Origin of the sequence: Enterobacter cloacae complex sp. OE43NF, from assembly GCF_023544405.1 — a bacterium.
In the GTDB taxonomy this organism is placed as follows: Bacteria; Pseudomonadota; Gammaproteobacteria; order Enterobacterales; family Enterobacteriaceae; genus Enterobacter; species Enterobacter cloacae.
On sequence record NZ_JAMJFW010000021.1, the window covers coordinates 44,936 to 62,540 of the forward strand.

Consider the following 17,605-nt stretch of genomic DNA (forward strand, 5'->3'; position numbering starts at 1 on the left):
GATGCTTAAAGTACTCTTACTCTTTATCCTGCTGATCGCCGGGATCGTCCTTGGGCCGATGCTTGCCGGTCACCAGGGTTACGTGTTGATCCAGACCGACAATTACAACATCGAAACCAGCGTAACGGGTCTGGTGATCATTCTGATCCTGGGCGTTGTGGTATTGCTGGCGCTGGAGTGGATCCTGCGCCGTATTTTCCGCACCGGTGCCCATACCCGTGGCTGGTTCGTTGGCCGCAAGCGCCGTCGCGCCCGTAAGCAGACCGAGCAGGCGCTGATTAAGCTCGCCGAGGGCGACTATCAGCAGGTGGAAAAGCTGATGTCCAAAAACGCCGACCACGCTGAACAACCCGTCGTGAACTATCTGTTGGCTGCTGAAGCAGCTCAACAGCGTGGTGACGAGGCCCGTGCCAATCAGCATCTGGAGCGCGCATCGGAGATGGCGTTTGACAACCAGATCCCGGTTGAGATCACCCGCGTTCGCCTGCAGCTGGCACGTAATGAAAACCATGCGGCGCGCCACGGCGTTGACCGTCTGCTGGAAATCACCCCTCGCCACCCTGAAGTGCTGCGCCTTGCCGAGCAGGCCTATATCCGTACCGGTGCATGGGGTTCACTGCTGGACATTATTCCTTCGATGGCGAAAGCCGACGTGGGTGATGATGAACATCGTGACGAACTCCAGCGCATGGCGTGGATTGGTTTGATGGATCAGGCGCGTGCCGATCTGGGCAGCGATGGTCTGAAAACCTGGTGGAAGAATCAGAGCCGCAAAACACGTCAGCAGGTTCCTCTGCAGGTGGCAATGGCGGAACACCTGATTGAATGTGACGATCATGACACGGCTCAGGAGATCCTCCTCGACGGTCTGAAGCGCCAGTACGACGATCGTCTGGTCATGGTGATCCCGCGTCTGAAAACCAACAACCCTGAGCAAATCGAAAAAGTGCTGCGTCAACAGATCAAAACCGTTGGCGATCGTCCGCTGCTCTGGAGCACGCTGGGCCAGTCGCTGATGAAACACGGTGAATGGCAGGAGGCGAGCCTCGCCTTCCGTGCGGCGTTAAAACAGCGCCCGGATGCGTTTGACTACGCGTGGCTTGCCGATACGCTCGACAAACAGCATAAACCGGAAGAAGCTGCCGCCATGCGGCGCGACGGTCTGCTTTTGACATTGCAGAATAACGGAAATCAGCAATAATCGTTAAGGAGGCCGGACGGCCTCCTTTTTTACGCACCCTTTTTGCATATCCATCAGGAAACGTTCCGGCCAATGTAACGATCTCTTTTCATTAACCTTTTTACACACACGCGCATCAGCCGCGTGGACTAAATCGTTTTTGAAAGGAAATCGTCATGAACTCGCTTTTGTATGCGCTTGTTGAAGCGCTGCGCTGTCATCGCTGGCTGCGTTTGCTGGCCTGCGCCTTTATTTTTACGTCGTTGGGAAATGGGTTAACTCAGGTTGTTGTCTTCGGTTTACTTTTAGACTGGTCGGCACCAGCCACTCTGCTTACGCTCGCCTTTCTTTTTGCAACGGTGCCTGGTTTTATCGGCAGCATCATCAGCGAAAAACTGTGCGCACACTATTCTCCCGTCTCTTTGTTGATCCTGTCAGAGGGGTTGGGCTTACTCGCCCTGTTATTCCCACTGCTGGGTATTCATTATCACAGTATTTCAGCGCTGCTTGCTGTGCAATCCACCGAAGCCCTGTTGAATGGGATGAGCTGGCCGGCCCTAACGTTGCTCTTTAAACGCGGACTCAGTAAAGCAGAGCTTCCTGCAGCAACCTGTCTTGAAAACGTGATTTTTGCGGCTCAGGTACTGCTCGGTACCGGACTGGGCGTAGTACTTTTCCAGCGAATATCGGTGATGACATTGCTGGCAATCGATGCTGCCAGCTTTCTGGGGTCAATGTTTATGCTGTGGCTGGCTGGAAGGACATTTACTGCGCAAGCACGCTCTTTATCCCCAGACGAAGGCTCCCCGGTTATGCTGCGGTGGCATGCGCTGACCCTCCGGCAAAAACGCAGTTTACTCATTTTGCCCGTTCTGGCAGCCGTCGGTTCACCCGCCATGGCGCTTTTACCGGCGCTAGCGCAGCAGATCCAACCGGAGGATGCTGCGGCTCTCGCCTTACCGCTTCTCTTTGCCAGGAGTATGGGGCAGCTTTGCGGCCCTATACTCCTGAAGAGAGACAGCCTGCCGCGGCTCACTGCGCACACACCATTGTTAATGCTCTGCCTTAGCCTCTTTTTAGCGGCTTACGGTGTGATCCCGTTTTTATCTGGTTGGATGGTGTGTGCACTGGGGATGATTTTTATTGCGCATCTGGCATCAAACGTTGTTTTCGCGGTGGGAACATATGGTGTGCTCAGCAACTTTCACTCTACGCAGACTGCTTCAGCGAGTGGAAAAGTCTGGCGCTGGCAAACGCTCAGTGCCTCTTTGTTCACCGGTATTGCAGCGGCATTAACCGCCGCGTTAGAGGCACTACAGGCAATGTATATTGTCTCTGCGGGTGCGCTGCTTCTGGCAGCCCTGGTCATGTTTCGTTACCGTGAATAAGGCATAAAAAAACGCCTGCTTTAAAAGCAGGCGTTAAAACAGGTCTGTAAGACAACATATTTGGTGCTTCACTCAACGTTATGCCCATGGTGTCTGATGAGGCCGAAGCGACATCTGTCAGTGGACGATAAGCACCGTAAATGGCTCTGCATCATTCCTGAGTTTATGAGGCACGAAGGCGAACATAAGAGATGGAATGAGCATCTACACGTATATTATTGCACGTTACATGCCAACGTTACACGAAGAAATTTTACATCGCGCAACATTTTAAGATAAAAGGAATTTCTGCTGCAAAGACCCGTCTGACGCACCATAAGATATCGGTAAAAGCGCAGAAGTGTCGTCAGAAAGAGACGGTTAAGACACTTATGAAATATTAGTTTAGTTTTCAACTAATTAAGTGTCGCTGGTTCGCGACAACAGGAAACGCGAATGTCGGGGAATGGATACAGAGGTGAAAAGCCGCAGAAAACAAAAAACCCCGCCGAAGCGGGGTTCAAAATTGGTCGGCGAGAGAGGATTCGAACCTCCGACCCACTGGTCCCAAACCAGTTGCGCTACCAAGCTGCGCTACTCGCCGATGTACTGCTTTTTGAATTTTTAGTTCAATTCATTAAAGTCGTGGTGCGAGGGGGGGGACTTGAACCCCCACGTCCGTAAGAACACTAACACCTGAAGCTAGCGCGTCTACCAATTCCGCCACCTTCGCAATTCACAACTCTTCAATAATGGGGTGGCTAATGGGATTCGAACCCACGACAACTGGAATCACAATCCAGGGCTCTACCAACTGAGCTATAGCCACCACTGTATTCTTTCACGCGGTACTGACTACTTCTCAGACCACCGCAGCTCTAGCGCCGGGACTAAAATGGCGCGCCCGACAGGATTCGAACCTGAGACCTCTGCCTCCGGAGGGCAGCGCTCTATCCAGCTGAGCTACGGGCGCTTAGCGCCGTTGCGGGGCTGGATATTACGTACCTCCGACCCCGCTGTCTAGTGCTTTTTTGAAAAAAATGCGCGTTTGGTTATGGTTTGCACATTTTGCCGTTTATTCCTCCACTTTCTGCGTGGTGGCGCGGCGCCCCAGCCCAAATAGCTTATAGGCTGCAGTGACTGCCGCCAGGAAGATCATCCCGACAAACAGCGACATGCGGGTATCATCATTAAAGTACATCCCGATTAATACGCAAATCAGGAACGCCATCGTCAAATAGTTCGCATACGGGAACAGAATCGAGCGGAACGGATGGCTGGCAATCGCCTGTTTATGCGCATGGCGGAAACGCAGCTGGCTAATCAGAATAACGAACCACGGCACCATCCCCGGTAGCACGCTGGCGCTGTAGACATAAACAAATACGCGCTGCGGGTTTGGAATAATGTAGTTCAGGCATGAGCCAATCAGCAGGATGGCAATCGACACCGCCACACCCGCAACAGGCACACCCGCGCGGGACACTTTACTCATTGCCGCAGGCAATTGGTTGTTCTTCGAAAGCGCATAGAGCATACGACCACAGCTGTACATTCCGCTGTTACAGCCAGACAACGCCGCCGTCAGGACGACAAAGTTGATGATACCTGCTGCCGCCGTAATACCAATCTTCGCGAATGTTAAGACAAACGGGCTGCCTGTCGTGCCGATCTCATTCCACGGGAAGATGGTCACGATAACGAAGATCGCCCCCACATAGAAAATCAGGATACGCCACAGCACCTTACCCACCGCACTACGCAGCGTGACCTGCGGGTTCTTCGCTTCACCGGCTGTAATACCGATAAGCTCAACGCCCTGATAGGACGCGACCACGATACACAGCGCCGTCAGGAAGCCTTTCCAGCCACCAGCGAAGAAGCCGCCGTGCCCGGTCAGGTTACCGAAGCCAATCGCGTGACCACCGTTGCCAAAGCCGAAGAAGATGACGCCGAGTCCAACCACAATCATCACGATGATGGTGGTGACTTTAATCATCGCAAACCAGAACTCGATTTCACCATAAAGGCGAACGGCTGCCAGGTTTGCCATTGCCACCAGCCCCACAGCAATCAGCGCCGGTATCCACTGGACCATATCCGGGAACCAGAACTGCACATACACCCCGATTGCGGTAATCTCCGAGATACCCACCGCCATCCACATAAACCAGTATGACCAGGCCGTCAGATAGCCGAAGAACGGGCTCATGTAGCGGTGCGCATAGACGGCGAAAGAGCCGGTCACTGGCTCCAGGAAGAGCATTTCGCCCATCGAACGCATGATGAAGAAAACGAACAGGCCAGCAATAATATATGCCAGCAGAACGGATGGCCCGGCCCATTTGAGCGTGCTTGCAGAGCCCATAAACAGGCCCACACCAATAGTGCCGCCCAGCGCTATCAGTTCAATATGACGAGCTTCCAGCCCACGCTGTAGCTCCGGTTTTTTCTCTGCCATAGATCCTCGGTTGTGTTTGCTGTTTCCCGGCTTAATACCAGGTATTGTTTTTTAGGGGTACTAAAATACGGAGCGAATGGTTTCTTAAATTCTGCAAAATGGCAAACAATGCATTAAAAAAATAAATGCATTGCACAGTTTCGCAGCAGTTTTGCAGGGGAGTTGCAGCGCGAACAGCATATCGCGCTACATTTTGATTACATTTTCCCGGTGTAGTGCCAGGCGAGATAACGCAGCAGACGGAGCTGGCGTTTAATACGTGTTGGTTGCGACAGCAGGCGGTACAGCCACTCCAGTCCCAGGTTTTGCCATACCTTCGGCGCACGTTTTACATGGCCAGTGAAGACGTCATAGGTCCCGCCGACGCCCATATAGAGGGCATCCGGGCAAACCAGACGGCAATCACGCATCAAAATTTCCTGGCGCGGTGAGCCCATCGCCACGGTGACAATTTTCGCCCCGCTGTCGCGCACGCGGTCAAACAGCGCCTGCCGATCCTCAGATTTAAAATAGCCGTCCTGGCTACCCACAATATTAACATTCCACTGACGCCGCAGCTTCTGCTCGGTCTGCGCCAGGACCTCAGGCTTACCGCCAATAAGAAATACGGGCGTGCCTTCTGCCCCTGCACGTGCCATCAGCTGTTCCCAGAGATCGGCCCCCGCGACGCGTGAAACATTAGCACCAGGAAACTTTTTGCGGATCGAGCGTACCACGCTGATACCGTCCGCGTATTTAAACTCGGCGGCGTCTATCAGACTTCTGACTTCAGCGTTATCTTCTACCGCCAGCATTTTCTCCGCATTGATGGCGACCAGCGTACCGGATTTCATCTGGCCTCCCGCAAAGAGAAAATCCAGCGCGTGTTGCATATCGCGCCAGCCAATAAGCTGCAGGCCACGCAGCGCGTAGCGCGGTGCAGAGGTTGTGTCGGTCATGACTATCCTTACTCAGACTTGCGACAGCGTTCTGCTGCCCTGTGGCTCGCGCTTATGCACAAGCCCTGCACTGTCAAACAGCCAGTACAGCAGTTTGGCCAGCAGCAGGCAGACGCCGAAAACGACCATGAAGAAAACCACGCGCGAGACAAATGAATCCAGCCCCTCGCGCGCCAGAACGATCATATTGAAAATGGCACCAAAGCAGAAACTGTGCAAAATGGCGGCCTTGTAGCGATTGGTCTCTTCGTTGCCGAGCACATAGAGCCAGTCAAACCATTTGATAATCAGCCCTACCACAACCGCGCCCGGCAGAATAAACCAGCTTCCGCCCATGACCACCAGCGAACCAATCAGCGTAGGGGAAATGGCCAGACCTGAATGGTTGTTCAGCACTTCCCAGGTGAAGTAGTTCGCTGTGTTGAGCACGGCACCCGGGCGGTCAGGCCACAGCCACGACGGGATAAACACATAGAAGTCACGCACAATGGGCGCCAGCCCCTGGAAATCGATTTTGTCGTAGTTTTGCAGCAGTAAAGCGAGGTTTTCCCACGGCGAGAAGGTGTCGCGCGTGAGATACAGGAAGGTGTAAAACGCTTCGTCACCGGCCACGTTCAGTCCATAGCGCTTAAGGGCCAGCCAGAACATCCCCACAATGCCAAACACGCCCGCTGCCGCCAGCATCCACAGGGAGATCCATCCGCGAATGATGCCGATAAACAGGAAAATCGCAAAGGCGATAATAATGTTGGCGCGCGTCCCACCCACAATCATGTAGGTCAGGAAACCAAAGGCGACCGTGCTCACCAGGAAGAAGAGCCAGGCCTTACTGTCCTGGCGCAGGAAAAAGATCACCAGCATTGCCGGGATGAAGAAATAGAAGAAGCGCTTAAGCGCCACGCCCGAAACTTCGGCAGAAAAAATCTGACTGTAGGAGTGCAGCTTAAACAGCAAAAAGCCGTTATGCATGAAGAAGATCCCCACGCTGACCAGCGCGATGGTCATCAGCATCACCCACGTCAGATGGGTCTCTACCCTGTTCATGGTGAACAGCGGACGACGCGGCGCACTCGCTTTCACCGCACGCAGACGCGTTTTATAGGTGACGTAGTACACCGCATAGAAGCAGGTCGCCGACAAGAGTGCCTGGAGCAGGATTTCCGGCGGCGCGACACTCACGTCAAAACGGAAAACCAGAATACTGGTCAGCGGAAAACCGAAGAAGAAGGTCAAAAGAAACAGTAACGAGAAGAAGACGTTAAAGTTAAAACGCACGCGGCGGAACTCAAACCAGGTCAGAGTGGCGATAAATAGCGTGCTCAGAAGCCATACCACTAACAAGCCGCTGAATTGCAACTGGCTCATGCGTTGTCTCCTGAAGCGATACGCAGCGCACGGTGCCACGGCGTAAGGTAGTTCGGACTAAAGAAATCGATGGTACTTTTATCCACCAGCGCCAGTTGACGCTGAGCTTCACGTACCACCTCCACGTTCAGGGTATCCGTGGTGAACAGCACCGGAATGTGTTGTTCAGCCATATCCTGCCAGAACGGATTATCGCGATTAAGCACACAGGGAACGCCTGCCTGAATCAGCAGGCACAGCGTGCCAACTCCCTGCTGGCGGGCAAAGATGAAATAGCCGAGATCGCACTGGCGAAGCAGCGCCAGATATTCATCAAATTCCAGCTTATCGCGCAGGATGTTCACATTCTCCGGGCTAAACAATCCCAGGGCCTGCTGGCGAACGTCATTGATGTAAGCATCATTATTGGCCGGATAGCCCATCGGCACAACGACATTCACCGTGTCACCAAACTGCTGATGTACCGCCTTCAGCGCAGCAATATGCTCATTGCTGCGATCGCCAGAGTTACCCACCAGGATCGTCAGCTTACCCTCACGCGGCGTATCGTTTGCCATATTATTCAGCGCCGGGTTCATGCGTGTCGGGAAATAGAGCAACTCACCGCGAACGTTGGGGTGCTGTTTCGCGAAGTAATTGAGATCGCCACGGGTGGCGAAAACACAGCCAACCCGCCCCTGCGCCATACGCCGTAGCGGGTAGAAGAGTCGGAACTTCCAGCCGCGGGAGACTTCATAGAGATCGGCTCCCCAGATATGCCAGCTGCACTGGGAAGGTTTAATCCCGCCGCTCAGGAGAGCCAGCCACAGACCGGTATTAAATTGTCCATGGAAGAAGAAGCGCTGCTCACGATCCGCTTTCGCTTTCGCGACAACCGCCTTCGCCAGGGCGGCTTTATCCGGCCAGAAGGTAAGCGTCAGCGCCGGACACATCTCGCTCAGCCCCCTGTCCTGGCCTGCAACCATAAACTCGCGTGCATCGGGATTGCCCGGGGCCAGCTCATCGTTGAAGAACCGCAAAACGGTCTGGTTATGGTGTGGGATATCCGATCCCAGTATGTGAATCAGTGCAGTCATGCGCGTTTACGCCAAAGTAAAAATACGCCGCAACAGGCAGCGAAATAAACGATATAGGTTGCCATATAGGCCTGAGCCGCCCCCAGTGCACCGTGTGCCGGGATCAGCCAGTGTGAGAACGCCGTCAGGAGCGTAAACTGGCTTATCTCTGCCAGGATATACAAACGCAGCGAGGCTTTCGCAATCACCAGATACCCGAATACGTAAGCGCCTACTTTCAGTACATCCCCCACCAGCTGCCAGGCAAACAGATCGCGCATGGCGATGAATTTCGCCGAAAAGAGCAGCCAGATGGCGACATCGCGCAATAACCACACGGTAAAACTGGCCGCCGCCACGGCGGGAAGCACAAAACGCAGCGAGCGGGTAATCTCGCGGGTAATATCCTGTCGGGAGCTCAGACGCGATAAGGTTGGCAGCAACCAGACGCTAAAGGAAGCCGTTATAAATTGGAGGTAGGCGTCAGAAATGCTGCTTACGCCCTGCCAAATTCCCACCTCATCCCAGCTGTAATGCGCCGCCAGCAGGTTTCGCATCATCACGTAAGCCACTGGCAGCGTAACAGAGGTAATGAGCGCCATCAGGGTAAATTTACCCAGTTGACCCGCAAGCACCTTGTCCCACTGCGGTTTCAGGTAGCTTAAGGGGATAACGCCACGACGCATCAGCATAAACGCCGCCGGAACGACCACTAACGCAGGTACCAGCGCCAGACCCAGCAGCGCGCCTTCATACCCGCCCAGGCGGTAGCAGAAGTAATAGGCGATAACACCTATAACGCTGCCCAGGATCAGCGCAAGCGCGTTCCCGGCTGCATCACGAAACCCTTTCATCAGCGCCAGTAGCAGGTTAGCCCACGCGATCCCCATCTGAACCAGAGCGACCAGACGCACCAGCCCTTCATAATGCGTGTGTCCAAACAGCCCCTGGCTAATGGGGGCCGCCGCCAGCAGAAACACCGCGGCCAGCAGAGTAGAGAAACCTAACACCATCGCCGACGATGTGCCGACGACTTTGCGCAGCTGCGCTGCGTCATCCTGATGCTGTGCAACGTATTTCGTAACGCCGTTGAAGATCCCGGCGCCGGCCAATACCCCAAGGACGGTGACAAGCTGGCGGAAATTGCCCGCCAGACCCACCCCAGAAGGGCCGAATGAGACGGCCAACAGCTTGACGACCAGCAGCCCGGCGCCAATTTTGACAAGCGTGGACGCGGCGGTCCACACCGATGCTTTTGCCAGAGACATATCAGCCGAAATAGCTCAGAAGGGTATTAATCACCGTACGCTGGTTAACCGGCGCGAGGTTGTAGAACAGTGGCAAGCGAAGCAAACGCTCACTTTCTTTCGTGGTATAGCGGTCTTCACCCGCGAATGTCCCGAACGCTTCACCGGCCGGGCTGGAGTGCAGCGGAATGTAGTGGAACACCGCCATAATCTCAGCCTCTTTCAGCCAGGCAATCAGCTTGCTGCGATCGTCGTTATCGCGCAGTTTGATGTAGAACATATGGGCATTGTGGACGCAGTCTGCCGGAATGGTCGGCAGCGCAATACGCCCGGCTTTTGCCAGCGGTGCCAGCGCGTCGTAATAGGTCTGCCACAGGGACAAACGCTGCAGGTTAATGCGCTCTGCCGCCTCCAGCTGTGCCCACAGATACGCCGCCTGCAGATCCGCCATCAGATAGCTTGAGCCGATATCGCGCCAGGTATACTTATCAACCTGGCCACGGAAGAACTGGCTGCGGTTGGTGCCTTTTTCGCGGATCACTTCCGCACGCTCAACCAGCGCGCGGTCGTTAATCAGCGTCGCGCCGCCTTCACCACCTGCGGTATAGTTTTTGGTTTCGTGGAAGCTAAAGCAGCCGATATGGCCGATGGTGCCGAGCGCGCGTCCTTTGTAGGTGGACATCACGCCCTGAGCGGCATCTTCCACCACAAACAGGTTATGCTTTTTCGCGATCGCCATAATGGTGTCCATTTCACAGGCCACGCCCGCGTAATGGACCGGAACAATCGCCCGCGTTTTATCAGTTATCGCCGCTTCAATCAGCGTTTCATCGATATTCATGGTGTCCGGACGAATATCCACAAAGACGATTTTCGCCCCGCGTAACACAAACGCGTTCGCCGTGGAGACGAAGGTGTAGCTCGGCATAATGACTTCATCACCGGGCTGAATATCGAGCAGCAGCGCAGCCATTTCCAGCGACGCCGTACAGGAAGGGGTCAGCAGCACTTTAGCGCTGTGAAAACGCTGTTCCATCCACTGCTGGCAGCGACGGGTAAACCCACCATCACCGCAGAGTTTGCCGCTGCCCATAGCAGACTGCATATAGTCGAGTTCGGTTCCCACGACGGGTGGTGCGTTAAATGGAATCATCTTGTCACCTGTATAACCAGTAGGCGGTGGCGTCGATGTTGGCACCACTCGCAATATAACGTTTAAGCGCAGCGGTGTTGCCCATCTGGGTTGCCACCCGCAGCGTCGAGACCTGTTGCTGCTGCGCCCAGTGTAGCGCCGCCTGCATGAGTTTCTCGCCCATCCCCCGGCCGGCTAATAAGCCGATACGCGCCTCGCGCTCGTTGAGCTTGCGAAGCGAAACAAAACCCTGGATCTGGCCGTCCGCCGCGCGGAACACCAGACAAACATGATCGAACGTCCCTTTTACCGCATTCTCAATCCACTGGGCATAGAAACGTCCGCTGTCCTCAGGTGCATACCAGGGGGCACGAAAGCGGCTGCGGGCAAACGCCTGCGCCGCCATTTCGCGCAGCACCGGGATATCCTGCTTAGCGGCAACCTCCGCACCTGGCGCCTCATGCCGGGTTAGCGTAATGGCAAGATCGACTTCGCCTTCCACCAGCTGAAAACCGTGTTGCTGAAGCGCATCAAGCAGGTCGGCGCGGTCCGCCGGGATCTTCGCCTGTACCCGCTGCCAGACGCAAAAGTTGGCGTCAGTCAGTGCCGGTGCAGTTTCGCGCAAACGCAGAATGGCTGAAGGCAGGCCAAAAAAATGGCTCTCCCACTCAAGGGACTCAAGCGTCCCGTTCAGGTTGCTCAACGCCAGACACCTTTGGTATCAACAATGTAACGCTGCTGTACGGCATCGGCGGGGGTCGCTTTAAACTCTTTATGATCCACCAGCAGCACCAGTACGTCCGCCGTGGCCAGCGCGTCATCCAGCGCGGTAAGCGTGCAGTGCCCCGCCAGTTTTGCCGGCAGTTCATGAATATTCGGCTCGACCACCAGCGTTTCGCCCGTGTGCCATTGGGCAATCATCTCAGCAATTTCCATCGCCGGGCTTTCGCGCAGATCGTCGATGTTAGGTTTGAACGCCAGGCCAAAGCAGGCAATTTTCAGTTCGCTGGCCCGTTTGCCACTCTCAGCCAGACAATCTGCCACCGTGGTTTTAACCTGGTTGAGAACCCAGTGTGGCTTGCTGTCGTTAACTTCACGCGCGGTGCGGATCAGGCGTGCCTGATCGGGGTTTTGCGCCACGATAAACCATGGATCGACGGCGATACAGTGACCGCCTACGCCCGGGCCTGGCTGCAGAATGTTAACGCGCGGATGACGATTCGCCAGGCTGATTAATTCCCAGACGTTAATCCCCTGATCGGCACAAATGAGCGACAGTTCGTTGGCAAAAGCGATGTTCACGTCGCGGAAGCTGTTTTCCGTCAGTTTGCACATTTCTGCGGTACGGGCGTTCGTCACCACGCATTCGCCTTCGAGGAAAATCTTGTACAGCGCGCTGGCACGAGCGGAACAAACAGGCGTCATCCCGCCAATCACGCGGTCGTTTTTAATCAGTTCGACCATCACCTGCCCCGGCAGCACGCGCTCCGGACAGTAGGCGATATTGATATCGGCCTGCTCTCCCGCCTGCTGCGGGAAGCTTAAATCCGGCCGGGCTTCTGCCAGCCACTGTGCCATCTGCTCGGTTGCGCCAACCGGAGAAGTGGACTCCAGGATCACCAGCGCCCCTTTCTTGAGCACAGGTGCAATAGATTTCGCAGCGGCCTCGACGTAGACCATGTCGGGTTCATGGTCGCCTTTGAATGGCGTCGGCACAGCAATGAGATAAGCATCGGCTTCAACCGGCGTGGTACTGGCGCGCAGGTATCCCCCATCAACGGCCTCTTTGACCACGCGGTCGAGATCGGGCTCCACAATATGGATTTCGCCACGGTTAATGGTTTCCACCGCGCGCGCATTGATGTCCACGCCTACAACCTGTTTTTGACGAGAGGCAAATGCTGCCGCAGTAGGCAAGCCAATATAGCCAAGACCAATGACAGAGATGGTAGTAAAACTCATAGCGATACCCGATTGTGTTTAAGTGCATGCAAAATACGGCCACAAGCCAGCCCATCACCGTACGGGTTATGGGCCCGGCTCATCGCCTGATACGCTTCTTCGTCGTGCAGCAGGTGTGTCACTTCATCGACGATACGCTGCTTATCCGTGCCGACCAGACGCACCGTGCCCGCTTTTACCGCCTCCGGGCGCTCGGTGGTTTCACGCATTACCAGCACCGGCTTGCCGAGTGAAGGTGCTTCTTCCTGAATACCGCCTGAATCGGTGAGGATCAGCCAGGCATGATTCATAAGCCAGACAAACGGCATGTAGTCCTGCGGCTCAATTAAAAGGACATTTTCAACATGTCCCAGAATGCGGTTGACCGGCTCGCTGACGTTAGGGTTGAGATGCACCGGATAGACAATCTGCACATCTTCGTTTTGCGCGGCGATTTCAGCCAGCGCATGACAGATTTGCTCGAAACCCCGGCCAAAGCTTTCACGACGGTGGCCGGTGACAAGAATGGTTTTTTTGCCGTTGTTCAGGAACGGGTAGCGCGCAGCGAGTTCTGCCTGAAGTTCGTTGTTAGCCAGTACACGGTCACGCACCCAAATCAGGGCATCAATAACCGTATTGCCGGTCACAAAGATTTTTTTGTCGGCAATATTTTCACGCAGCAGGTTCTGGCGCGAATTTTCGGTGGGTGCAAAGTGGTACATCGCCAGGTGCCCGGTAAGCGTGCGGTTGGCTTCTTCCGGCCACGGCGAATAAAGGTTGCCGGTGCGCAGGCCCGCTTCAACGTGGCCGACAGGAATACGTTGATAAAACGCTGCCAGACTGGTTGCCACGGTAGTGGTGGTGTCGCCATGCACCAGCACGACATCAGGCTTAAAGGATTCCAGAATGGGCTTTAACTCTTGCAAGATACGGCAGGTAATCTCCGTTAATCCCTGCCCCGGCTTCATTATATTGAGGTCGTAGTCCGGGACGATGGAAAAGAGCGTTAAAACCTGATCGAGCATCTCCCGGTGTTGCGCCGTGACGCACACTTTCGCTTCAATATCAGGATCGCTGGCCAGCGCATGCACCAGAGGCGCCATCTTGATGGCCTCCGGCCTGGTGCCAAATACGGTAAGTACTTTCACATCGATTCTCTTCGATTAGGCGATGAAGGCCGTAGCCTTCATCGTAGACGGCGTTCTTAATTTGTGCGACGACGTATTAACGCCACGCCAGCGCCCGTCAGTGCGCCTACAATCCCCCACATGATCATCAGGAATGCACGACGCGGACTATCGCGTTTTACAGGTTCTTCAGGCGTTCGCAAATAACGATAGGTCTGAAAACGCGGGTCCAGCGTTGGACCAACATTCAGGGTGGTGAGCATGGCGCGGTTTTGATCGTAGTCGAGGTCAAAATCAGGGCCAACGGCCTGCAGGTTTTCCAGACGAGCCTGCAGCATTGGACGACCAAGCAGGAACATTTCAGAATCAGGCAGTTCATCCGCCGGAACGTCCGTTTCGCTGCGAGAAATATTGTGCTGTTCCGCAATTTTGAGTGCCTGTTCAATGTTATGAACACGGCGGGAGAATATGGCTTTAGCCACCTCTTCCTGACGTTTTACCTGCGCTTTCATCTGGATGGTACGGGCCGCCCAGGCGCCTTTGAGTTCTTCATTAAGATGACTTGCGGCGCGCTGGCTGGCAAAAGCGACATACTGGCGCAACAGGTTATTGGCATCCGGCGCCGTCTCTGCAATCAGTTTGACGCTGTCATTAACATTACGCAGCGCATCGCCCGGCATAAACTGAATGTTGTTAATCAGGTCATCCAGTAGCGCGGCATCGGCTTTGCTGTTGCCCACCATGCGTTGCTTGTAATAATCCGTCTGGCTCCAGAAATCACGACGCGTGTCCCAGGAGGCCAGTTGCATGACAAACTCTTTATACGCCTCATCCATAACGGAAGCCTGATCGGGCGTCGCCAGATTCGCCTTGATATCCAGGTTGCGCAGGAACTGCTGCTGGGAATAAAACCCGCCGAGCATGTTAACCGTTGGTCTGTCTGTAATTGCCGTGGCGCTCCACTCCTGCTTTGCAAAGAAAGTGTAGGCCAGCGCTAACAGTGCGAACCCCAGCGCGATCCCCGCAATCCAAAGTTTGCCTGCCCATAACACGCGAAACAAACCCCGAATATCCAGTTCATTCTCAGTTACCACTGATTTCGCTCCCGCCAACGGTTGAGTCATCATAGTCCCGGTTTTACTTAGTTAATGTTGTGTTTTTGTCATTGTTACGACGCATCCTGCGTTTCAGACGTTTAATGAATCGCGCCACTTTCCATGCGCGCTTAATACAGTAGCCGTACAGGAAAAATGCTAGCAAGAATAATACCAACATTACCCATTCAGGAATGAAATGAGCATATTCTGCGGCAACGCCAATCGCGGCCAGAATAGCGGCGGCAAGGGTAATCAGGACAAACGCCTGATGGGAAGTAAAGCCCGCACGCATGATGAGATGATGAATATGCTGGCGATCGGGAGAGAAAGGACTCATCCCTTTACGCAGACGGCGATACATAATCGCCACCATATCCATTAACGGAATGGCGATAATCCACAGCGCGGTTACCGGGCTAATCGGGTGAGTTTTACCCTGCGTAGTTTCGAGCAAAATCCAGATAACGGTAAAACCGATTAGCGTACTGCCGGCGTCACCCATAAAGACTTTATAGCGACGCCCCAGCGCACCGAGATTAAGGAGAATATAAGGCAGGATGGCGGCAATCATGGCAAAACACCACATTGACAGGCTGTACTGACCATCAAACCAGAGAATGATGCCGATTGCGGCAAACGAAACCGATGACAATCCGCCAAGCAGACCGTCAATACCATCCACCATGTTGAAAGCGTTAATCGCCGCCCAGACGGCAAAAAGCGTCAGGAAGAAGCCAAATGGACCCAGGACTAATTCCCATGGGCCAAAGACATAGCCGAGGCTTCTCAGGTAAAGTCCGCCGACGACCATCATTATCACGCCAATCGCCGCCTGAACGGTGGCGCGGATTTTCACCGCGATATCGAATCGGTCATCCAGTGCCCCGACAAGGACCAGGACACCTGCACAGGCGAGATAGAGGGCTGCGTGTGGAATATAATAATCCGCAATGCCAAATGTGAAACAAATGCCAGCGTAAACAGAAATCCCTCCAACCAGAGGAATAAGTCCCTGATGACGTTTACGGAAATTGGGCTTATCCACCAACCCTATTCTTTTTGCCACCTTACGCGCGATGAACAAAAAACAGGTTGTGAATAAAAAAATACTGATCAGCTCAGTAACGGCGGTGAGTAGATTCACAATGGATTGCTCTCAACAAATGTTAGTCCCGGAAGTATAACCATGAAGCCTCCGCCTCAGAAGTATTAAAGGTGGCTTCTTACAACTCCCTCTGTATATTTTTCAATCAATTATTTCTTTGACTGTACAAACGGTCCTATTGTCGCACCGACCGGTCAAAATTGGGAGTATGTGGTAATAGCGTATAGTCCATAAAAGAAAAACGCCACGTAAAAACGTGGCGTTCACTGGCTTTATTTGCGTTACGAGCGCTTCATCATGTCGAAGAAATCGTCGTTGGTTTTGGTCATCGCCAGTTTGTTAATGAGGAATTCCATTGCATCAATTTCACCCATTGGGTGGATAATTTTGCGCAGGATCCACATTTTCTGCAGCTCTTCCTGAGTGGTGAGCAGCTCTTCCTTACGGGTACCGGAACGGTTGTAGTCGATAGCCGGGAAGACACGTTTTTCTGCAATCTTACGAGAGAGGTGCAGTTCCATGTTACCTGTCCCTTTAAACTCTTCGTAGATCACTTCGTCCATTTTGGAGCCGGTATCGATAAGAGCCGTCGCGATGATGGTCAGGCTACCGCCCTCTTCCACATTACGTGCAGCACCGAAGAAGCGCTTCGGACGATGCAGGGCGTTGGCATCCACACCACCGGTCAGTACTTTACCGGAAGCCGGAACCACGGTGTTGTAGGCACGCGCCAGACGGGTAATGGAGTCGAGCAGAATGATAACGTCTTTCTTGTGCTCAACCAGGCGTTTCGCCTTCTCAATAACCATTTCCGCAACCTGAACGTGACGGGATGCCGGTTCGTCAAAGGTCGACGCCACAACTTCACCTTTCACCAGACGCTGCATCTCGGTCACTTCTTCCGGACGTTCGTCAATCAGCAGTACCATCAGCACACAGTCAGGGTGGTTGTAGGCAATGCTCTGCGCGATGTTCTGCAGCAGCATGGTTTTACCCGCTTTTGGCGGTGCCACAATCAGACCACGTTGACCACGACCAATTGGCGAAGCCAGATCCAGCACGCGCGCGGTTAAGTCTTCGGTAGAACCGTTACCACGCTCCATACGCAGACGAGAGTTCGCATGCAGCGGCGTTAAGTTCTCGAAGAGGATCTTATTACGCGAGTTTTCCGGTTTGTCGTAGTTAACTTCGTTAACTTTCAACAGCGCAAAGTAGCGTTCACCCTCTTTTGGAGGACGAATCTTACCTGAAATGGTGTCACCAGTGCGGAGGTTGAAACGGCGGATTTGGCTGGGGGATACGTAGATGTCGTCAGGGCCGGCGAGGTAGGAGCTGTCTGCAGAGCGGAGGAAACCAAATCCGTCTTGCAATATCTCCAGCACACCGTCGCCAAAGATATCTTCGCCACTCTTAGCGTGCTGCTTCAGGATGGCGAAAATGATGTCCTGCTTGCGCATACGAGCCTGGTTTTCCAGTCCCATATTTTCGCCGAGAGTGATCAGCTCAGAAACCGGCGTATTCTTTAATTCGGTAAGATTCATAATGGTGTGGGTTCTTAAACTCGGGGTGATTCTCGAACTTAATGTTGTG

At 54.0% G+C, this 17,605-nt stretch carries 14 protein-coding genes and 4 tRNA genes; 2 read left to right on the plus strand and 16 right to left on the minus strand.

Going from position 1 to position 17,605, the window contains the following annotated elements:
- The first annotated feature begins 1 nt into the window (after position 1).
- Positions 2–1,201 carry a protoheme IX biogenesis protein HemY gene (hemY, locus tag M8370_RS11970; RefSeq protein WP_246932788.1) on the plus strand — a complete coding sequence of 400 codons (1,200 nt, stop codon included), beginning with the start codon at positions 2–4 and terminating at the stop codon, positions 1,199–1,201.
- Positions 1,202–1,356: 155 nt separating this feature from the next.
- Positions 1,357–2,568 (plus strand): MFS transporter, encoded by a 1,212-nt coding sequence (locus M8370_RS11975; protein WP_058680743.1) that lies wholly within the window; start codon positions 1,357–1,359, stop codon positions 2,566–2,568.
- 506 nt (positions 2,569–3,074) lie between these two features.
- Here the strand turns inward: M8370_RS11975 and M8370_RS11980 are convergent.
- From M8370_RS11980 to rho, 16 genes are all read right to left on the minus strand, one after another.
- Positions 3,075–3,151: transfer RNA gene (locus tag M8370_RS11980), tRNA-Pro, on the minus strand.
- A gap of 42 nt (positions 3,152–3,193) precedes the next feature.
- Positions 3,194–3,280 (minus strand) — tRNA-Leu (locus M8370_RS11985).
- A 20-nt stretch (positions 3,281–3,300) separates the two neighbouring features.
- A tRNA-His gene (locus M8370_RS11990) sits at positions 3,301–3,376 on the minus strand.
- A gap of 67 nt (positions 3,377–3,443) precedes the next feature.
- A tRNA-Arg gene (locus tag M8370_RS11995) sits at positions 3,444–3,520 on the minus strand.
- Between the two features lie 102 nt (positions 3,521–3,622).
- Positions 3,623–5,008, minus strand: a complete 1,386-nt coding sequence (gene thrP / locus M8370_RS12000; RefSeq protein ID WP_038420798.1) for a bifunctional threonine/serine APC transporter ThrP — start codon at positions 5,006–5,008, stop codon at positions 3,623–3,625.
- 197 nt (positions 5,009–5,205) lie between these two features.
- Positions 5,206–5,946 (minus strand): lipopolysaccharide N-acetylmannosaminouronosyltransferase, encoded by a 741-nt coding sequence (wecG, locus tag M8370_RS12005; RefSeq protein ID WP_194501179.1) that lies wholly within the window; start codon positions 5,944–5,946, stop codon positions 5,206–5,208.
- 12 nt (positions 5,947–5,958) lie between these two features.
- Complete coding sequence (gene wzyE, locus M8370_RS12010; RefSeq protein WP_014833719.1) at positions 5,959–7,311, minus strand: ECA oligosaccharide polymerase; 1,353 nt, start codon at positions 7,309–7,311, stop codon at positions 5,959–5,961.
- A complete protein-coding gene (locus M8370_RS12015; RefSeq protein WP_250021109.1) occupies positions 7,308–8,387 on the minus strand; it encodes a TDP-N-acetylfucosamine:lipid II N-acetylfucosaminyltransferase in 1,080 nt (359 codons plus the stop codon). The genes wzyE and M8370_RS12015 overlap by 4 nt, the downstream gene beginning before the upstream one ends.
- Entirely contained in the window at positions 8,384–9,634 is a 1,251-nt protein-coding gene (wzxE, locus tag M8370_RS12020) for a lipid III flippase WzxE (protein WP_013099272.1), read from the minus strand. The genes M8370_RS12015 and wzxE overlap by 4 nt, the downstream gene beginning before the upstream one ends.
- 1 nt (position 9,635) lies before the next feature.
- Positions 9,636–10,766, minus strand: coding sequence for a dTDP-4-amino-4,6-dideoxygalactose transaminase (gene rffA, locus M8370_RS12025; protein WP_014833721.1), 1,131 nt, complete (start codon positions 10,764–10,766; stop codon positions 9,636–9,638).
- A 4-nt stretch (positions 10,767–10,770) separates the two neighbouring features.
- A complete protein-coding gene (rffC, locus tag M8370_RS12030; protein ID WP_250021110.1) occupies positions 10,771–11,448 on the minus strand; it encodes a dTDP-4-amino-4,6-dideoxy-D-galactose acyltransferase in 678 nt (225 codons plus the stop codon).
- Positions 11,445–12,707: a UDP-N-acetyl-D-mannosamine dehydrogenase gene (gene wecC / locus M8370_RS12035; protein WP_062935474.1), complete on the minus strand. Its 1,263-nt coding sequence runs from the start codon at positions 12,705–12,707 to the stop codon at positions 11,445–11,447. Before wecC ends, rffC begins: the two co-directional genes overlap by 4 nt.
- Positions 12,704–13,834, minus strand: a complete 1,131-nt coding sequence (gene wecB, locus M8370_RS12040; protein ID WP_028028026.1) for a non-hydrolyzing UDP-N-acetylglucosamine 2-epimerase — start codon at positions 13,832–13,834, stop codon at positions 12,704–12,706. The genes wecC and wecB overlap by 4 nt, the downstream gene beginning before the upstream one ends.
- 56 nt (positions 13,835–13,890) lie before the next feature.
- Positions 13,891–14,937: an ECA polysaccharide chain length modulation protein gene (gene wzzE, locus M8370_RS12045; RefSeq protein ID WP_028028025.1), complete on the minus strand. Its 1,047-nt coding sequence runs from the start codon at positions 14,935–14,937 to the stop codon at positions 13,891–13,893.
- Positions 14,938–14,950: 13 nt separating this feature from the next.
- Entirely contained in the window at positions 14,951–16,054 is a 1,104-nt protein-coding gene (gene wecA, locus M8370_RS12050) for a UDP-N-acetylglucosamine--undecaprenyl-phosphate N-acetylglucosaminephosphotransferase (RefSeq protein ID WP_250021111.1), read from the minus strand.
- Positions 16,055–16,296: 242 nt separating this feature from the next.
- A complete protein-coding gene (gene rho / locus M8370_RS12055; RefSeq protein ID WP_001054528.1) occupies positions 16,297–17,556 on the minus strand; it encodes a transcription termination factor Rho in 1,260 nt (419 codons plus the stop codon).
- Positions 17,557–17,605 lie beyond the last annotated feature (49 nt).

Excerpts from the sequence above, each read along its gene's own strand:
- hemY (WP_246932788.1), top strand. The coding sequence starts at position 2 with ATGCTTAAAGTACTCTTACTCTTTATCCTGCTGATCGCCGGGATCGTC.
- M8370_RS11975 (WP_058680743.1), top strand. The coding sequence starts at position 1,357 with ATGAACTCGCTTTTGTATGCGCTTGTTGAAGCGCTGCGCTGTCATCGC.
- thrP (WP_038420798.1), bottom strand. The coding sequence starts at position 5,008 with ATGGCAGAGAAAAAACCGGAGCTACAGCGTGGGCTGGAAGCTCGTCAT.
- wecG (WP_194501179.1), bottom strand. The coding sequence starts at position 5,946 with ATGACCGACACAACCTCTGCACCGCGCTACGCGCTGCGTGGCCTGCAG.
- wzyE (WP_014833719.1), bottom strand. The coding sequence starts at position 7,311 with ATGAGCCAGTTGCAATTCAGCGGCTTGTTAGTGGTATGGCTTCTGAGC.
- M8370_RS12015 (WP_250021109.1), bottom strand. The coding sequence starts at position 8,387 with ATGACTGCACTGATTCACATACTGGGATCGGATATCCCACACCATAAC.
- wzxE (WP_013099272.1), bottom strand. The coding sequence starts at position 9,634 with ATGTCTCTGGCAAAAGCATCGGTGTGGACCGCCGCGTCCACGCTTGTC.
- rffA (WP_014833721.1), bottom strand. The coding sequence starts at position 10,766 with ATGATTCCATTTAACGCACCACCCGTCGTGGGAACCGAACTCGACTAT.
- wecC (WP_062935474.1), bottom strand. The coding sequence starts at position 12,707 with ATGAGTTTTACTACCATCTCTGTCATTGGTCTTGGCTATATTGGCTTG.
- wzzE (WP_028028025.1), bottom strand. The coding sequence starts at position 14,937 with ATGACTCAACCGTTGGCGGGAGCGAAATCAGTGGTAACTGAGAATGAA.
- rho (WP_001054528.1), bottom strand. The coding sequence starts at position 17,556 with ATGAATCTTACCGAATTAAAGAATACGCCGGTTTCTGAGCTGATCACT.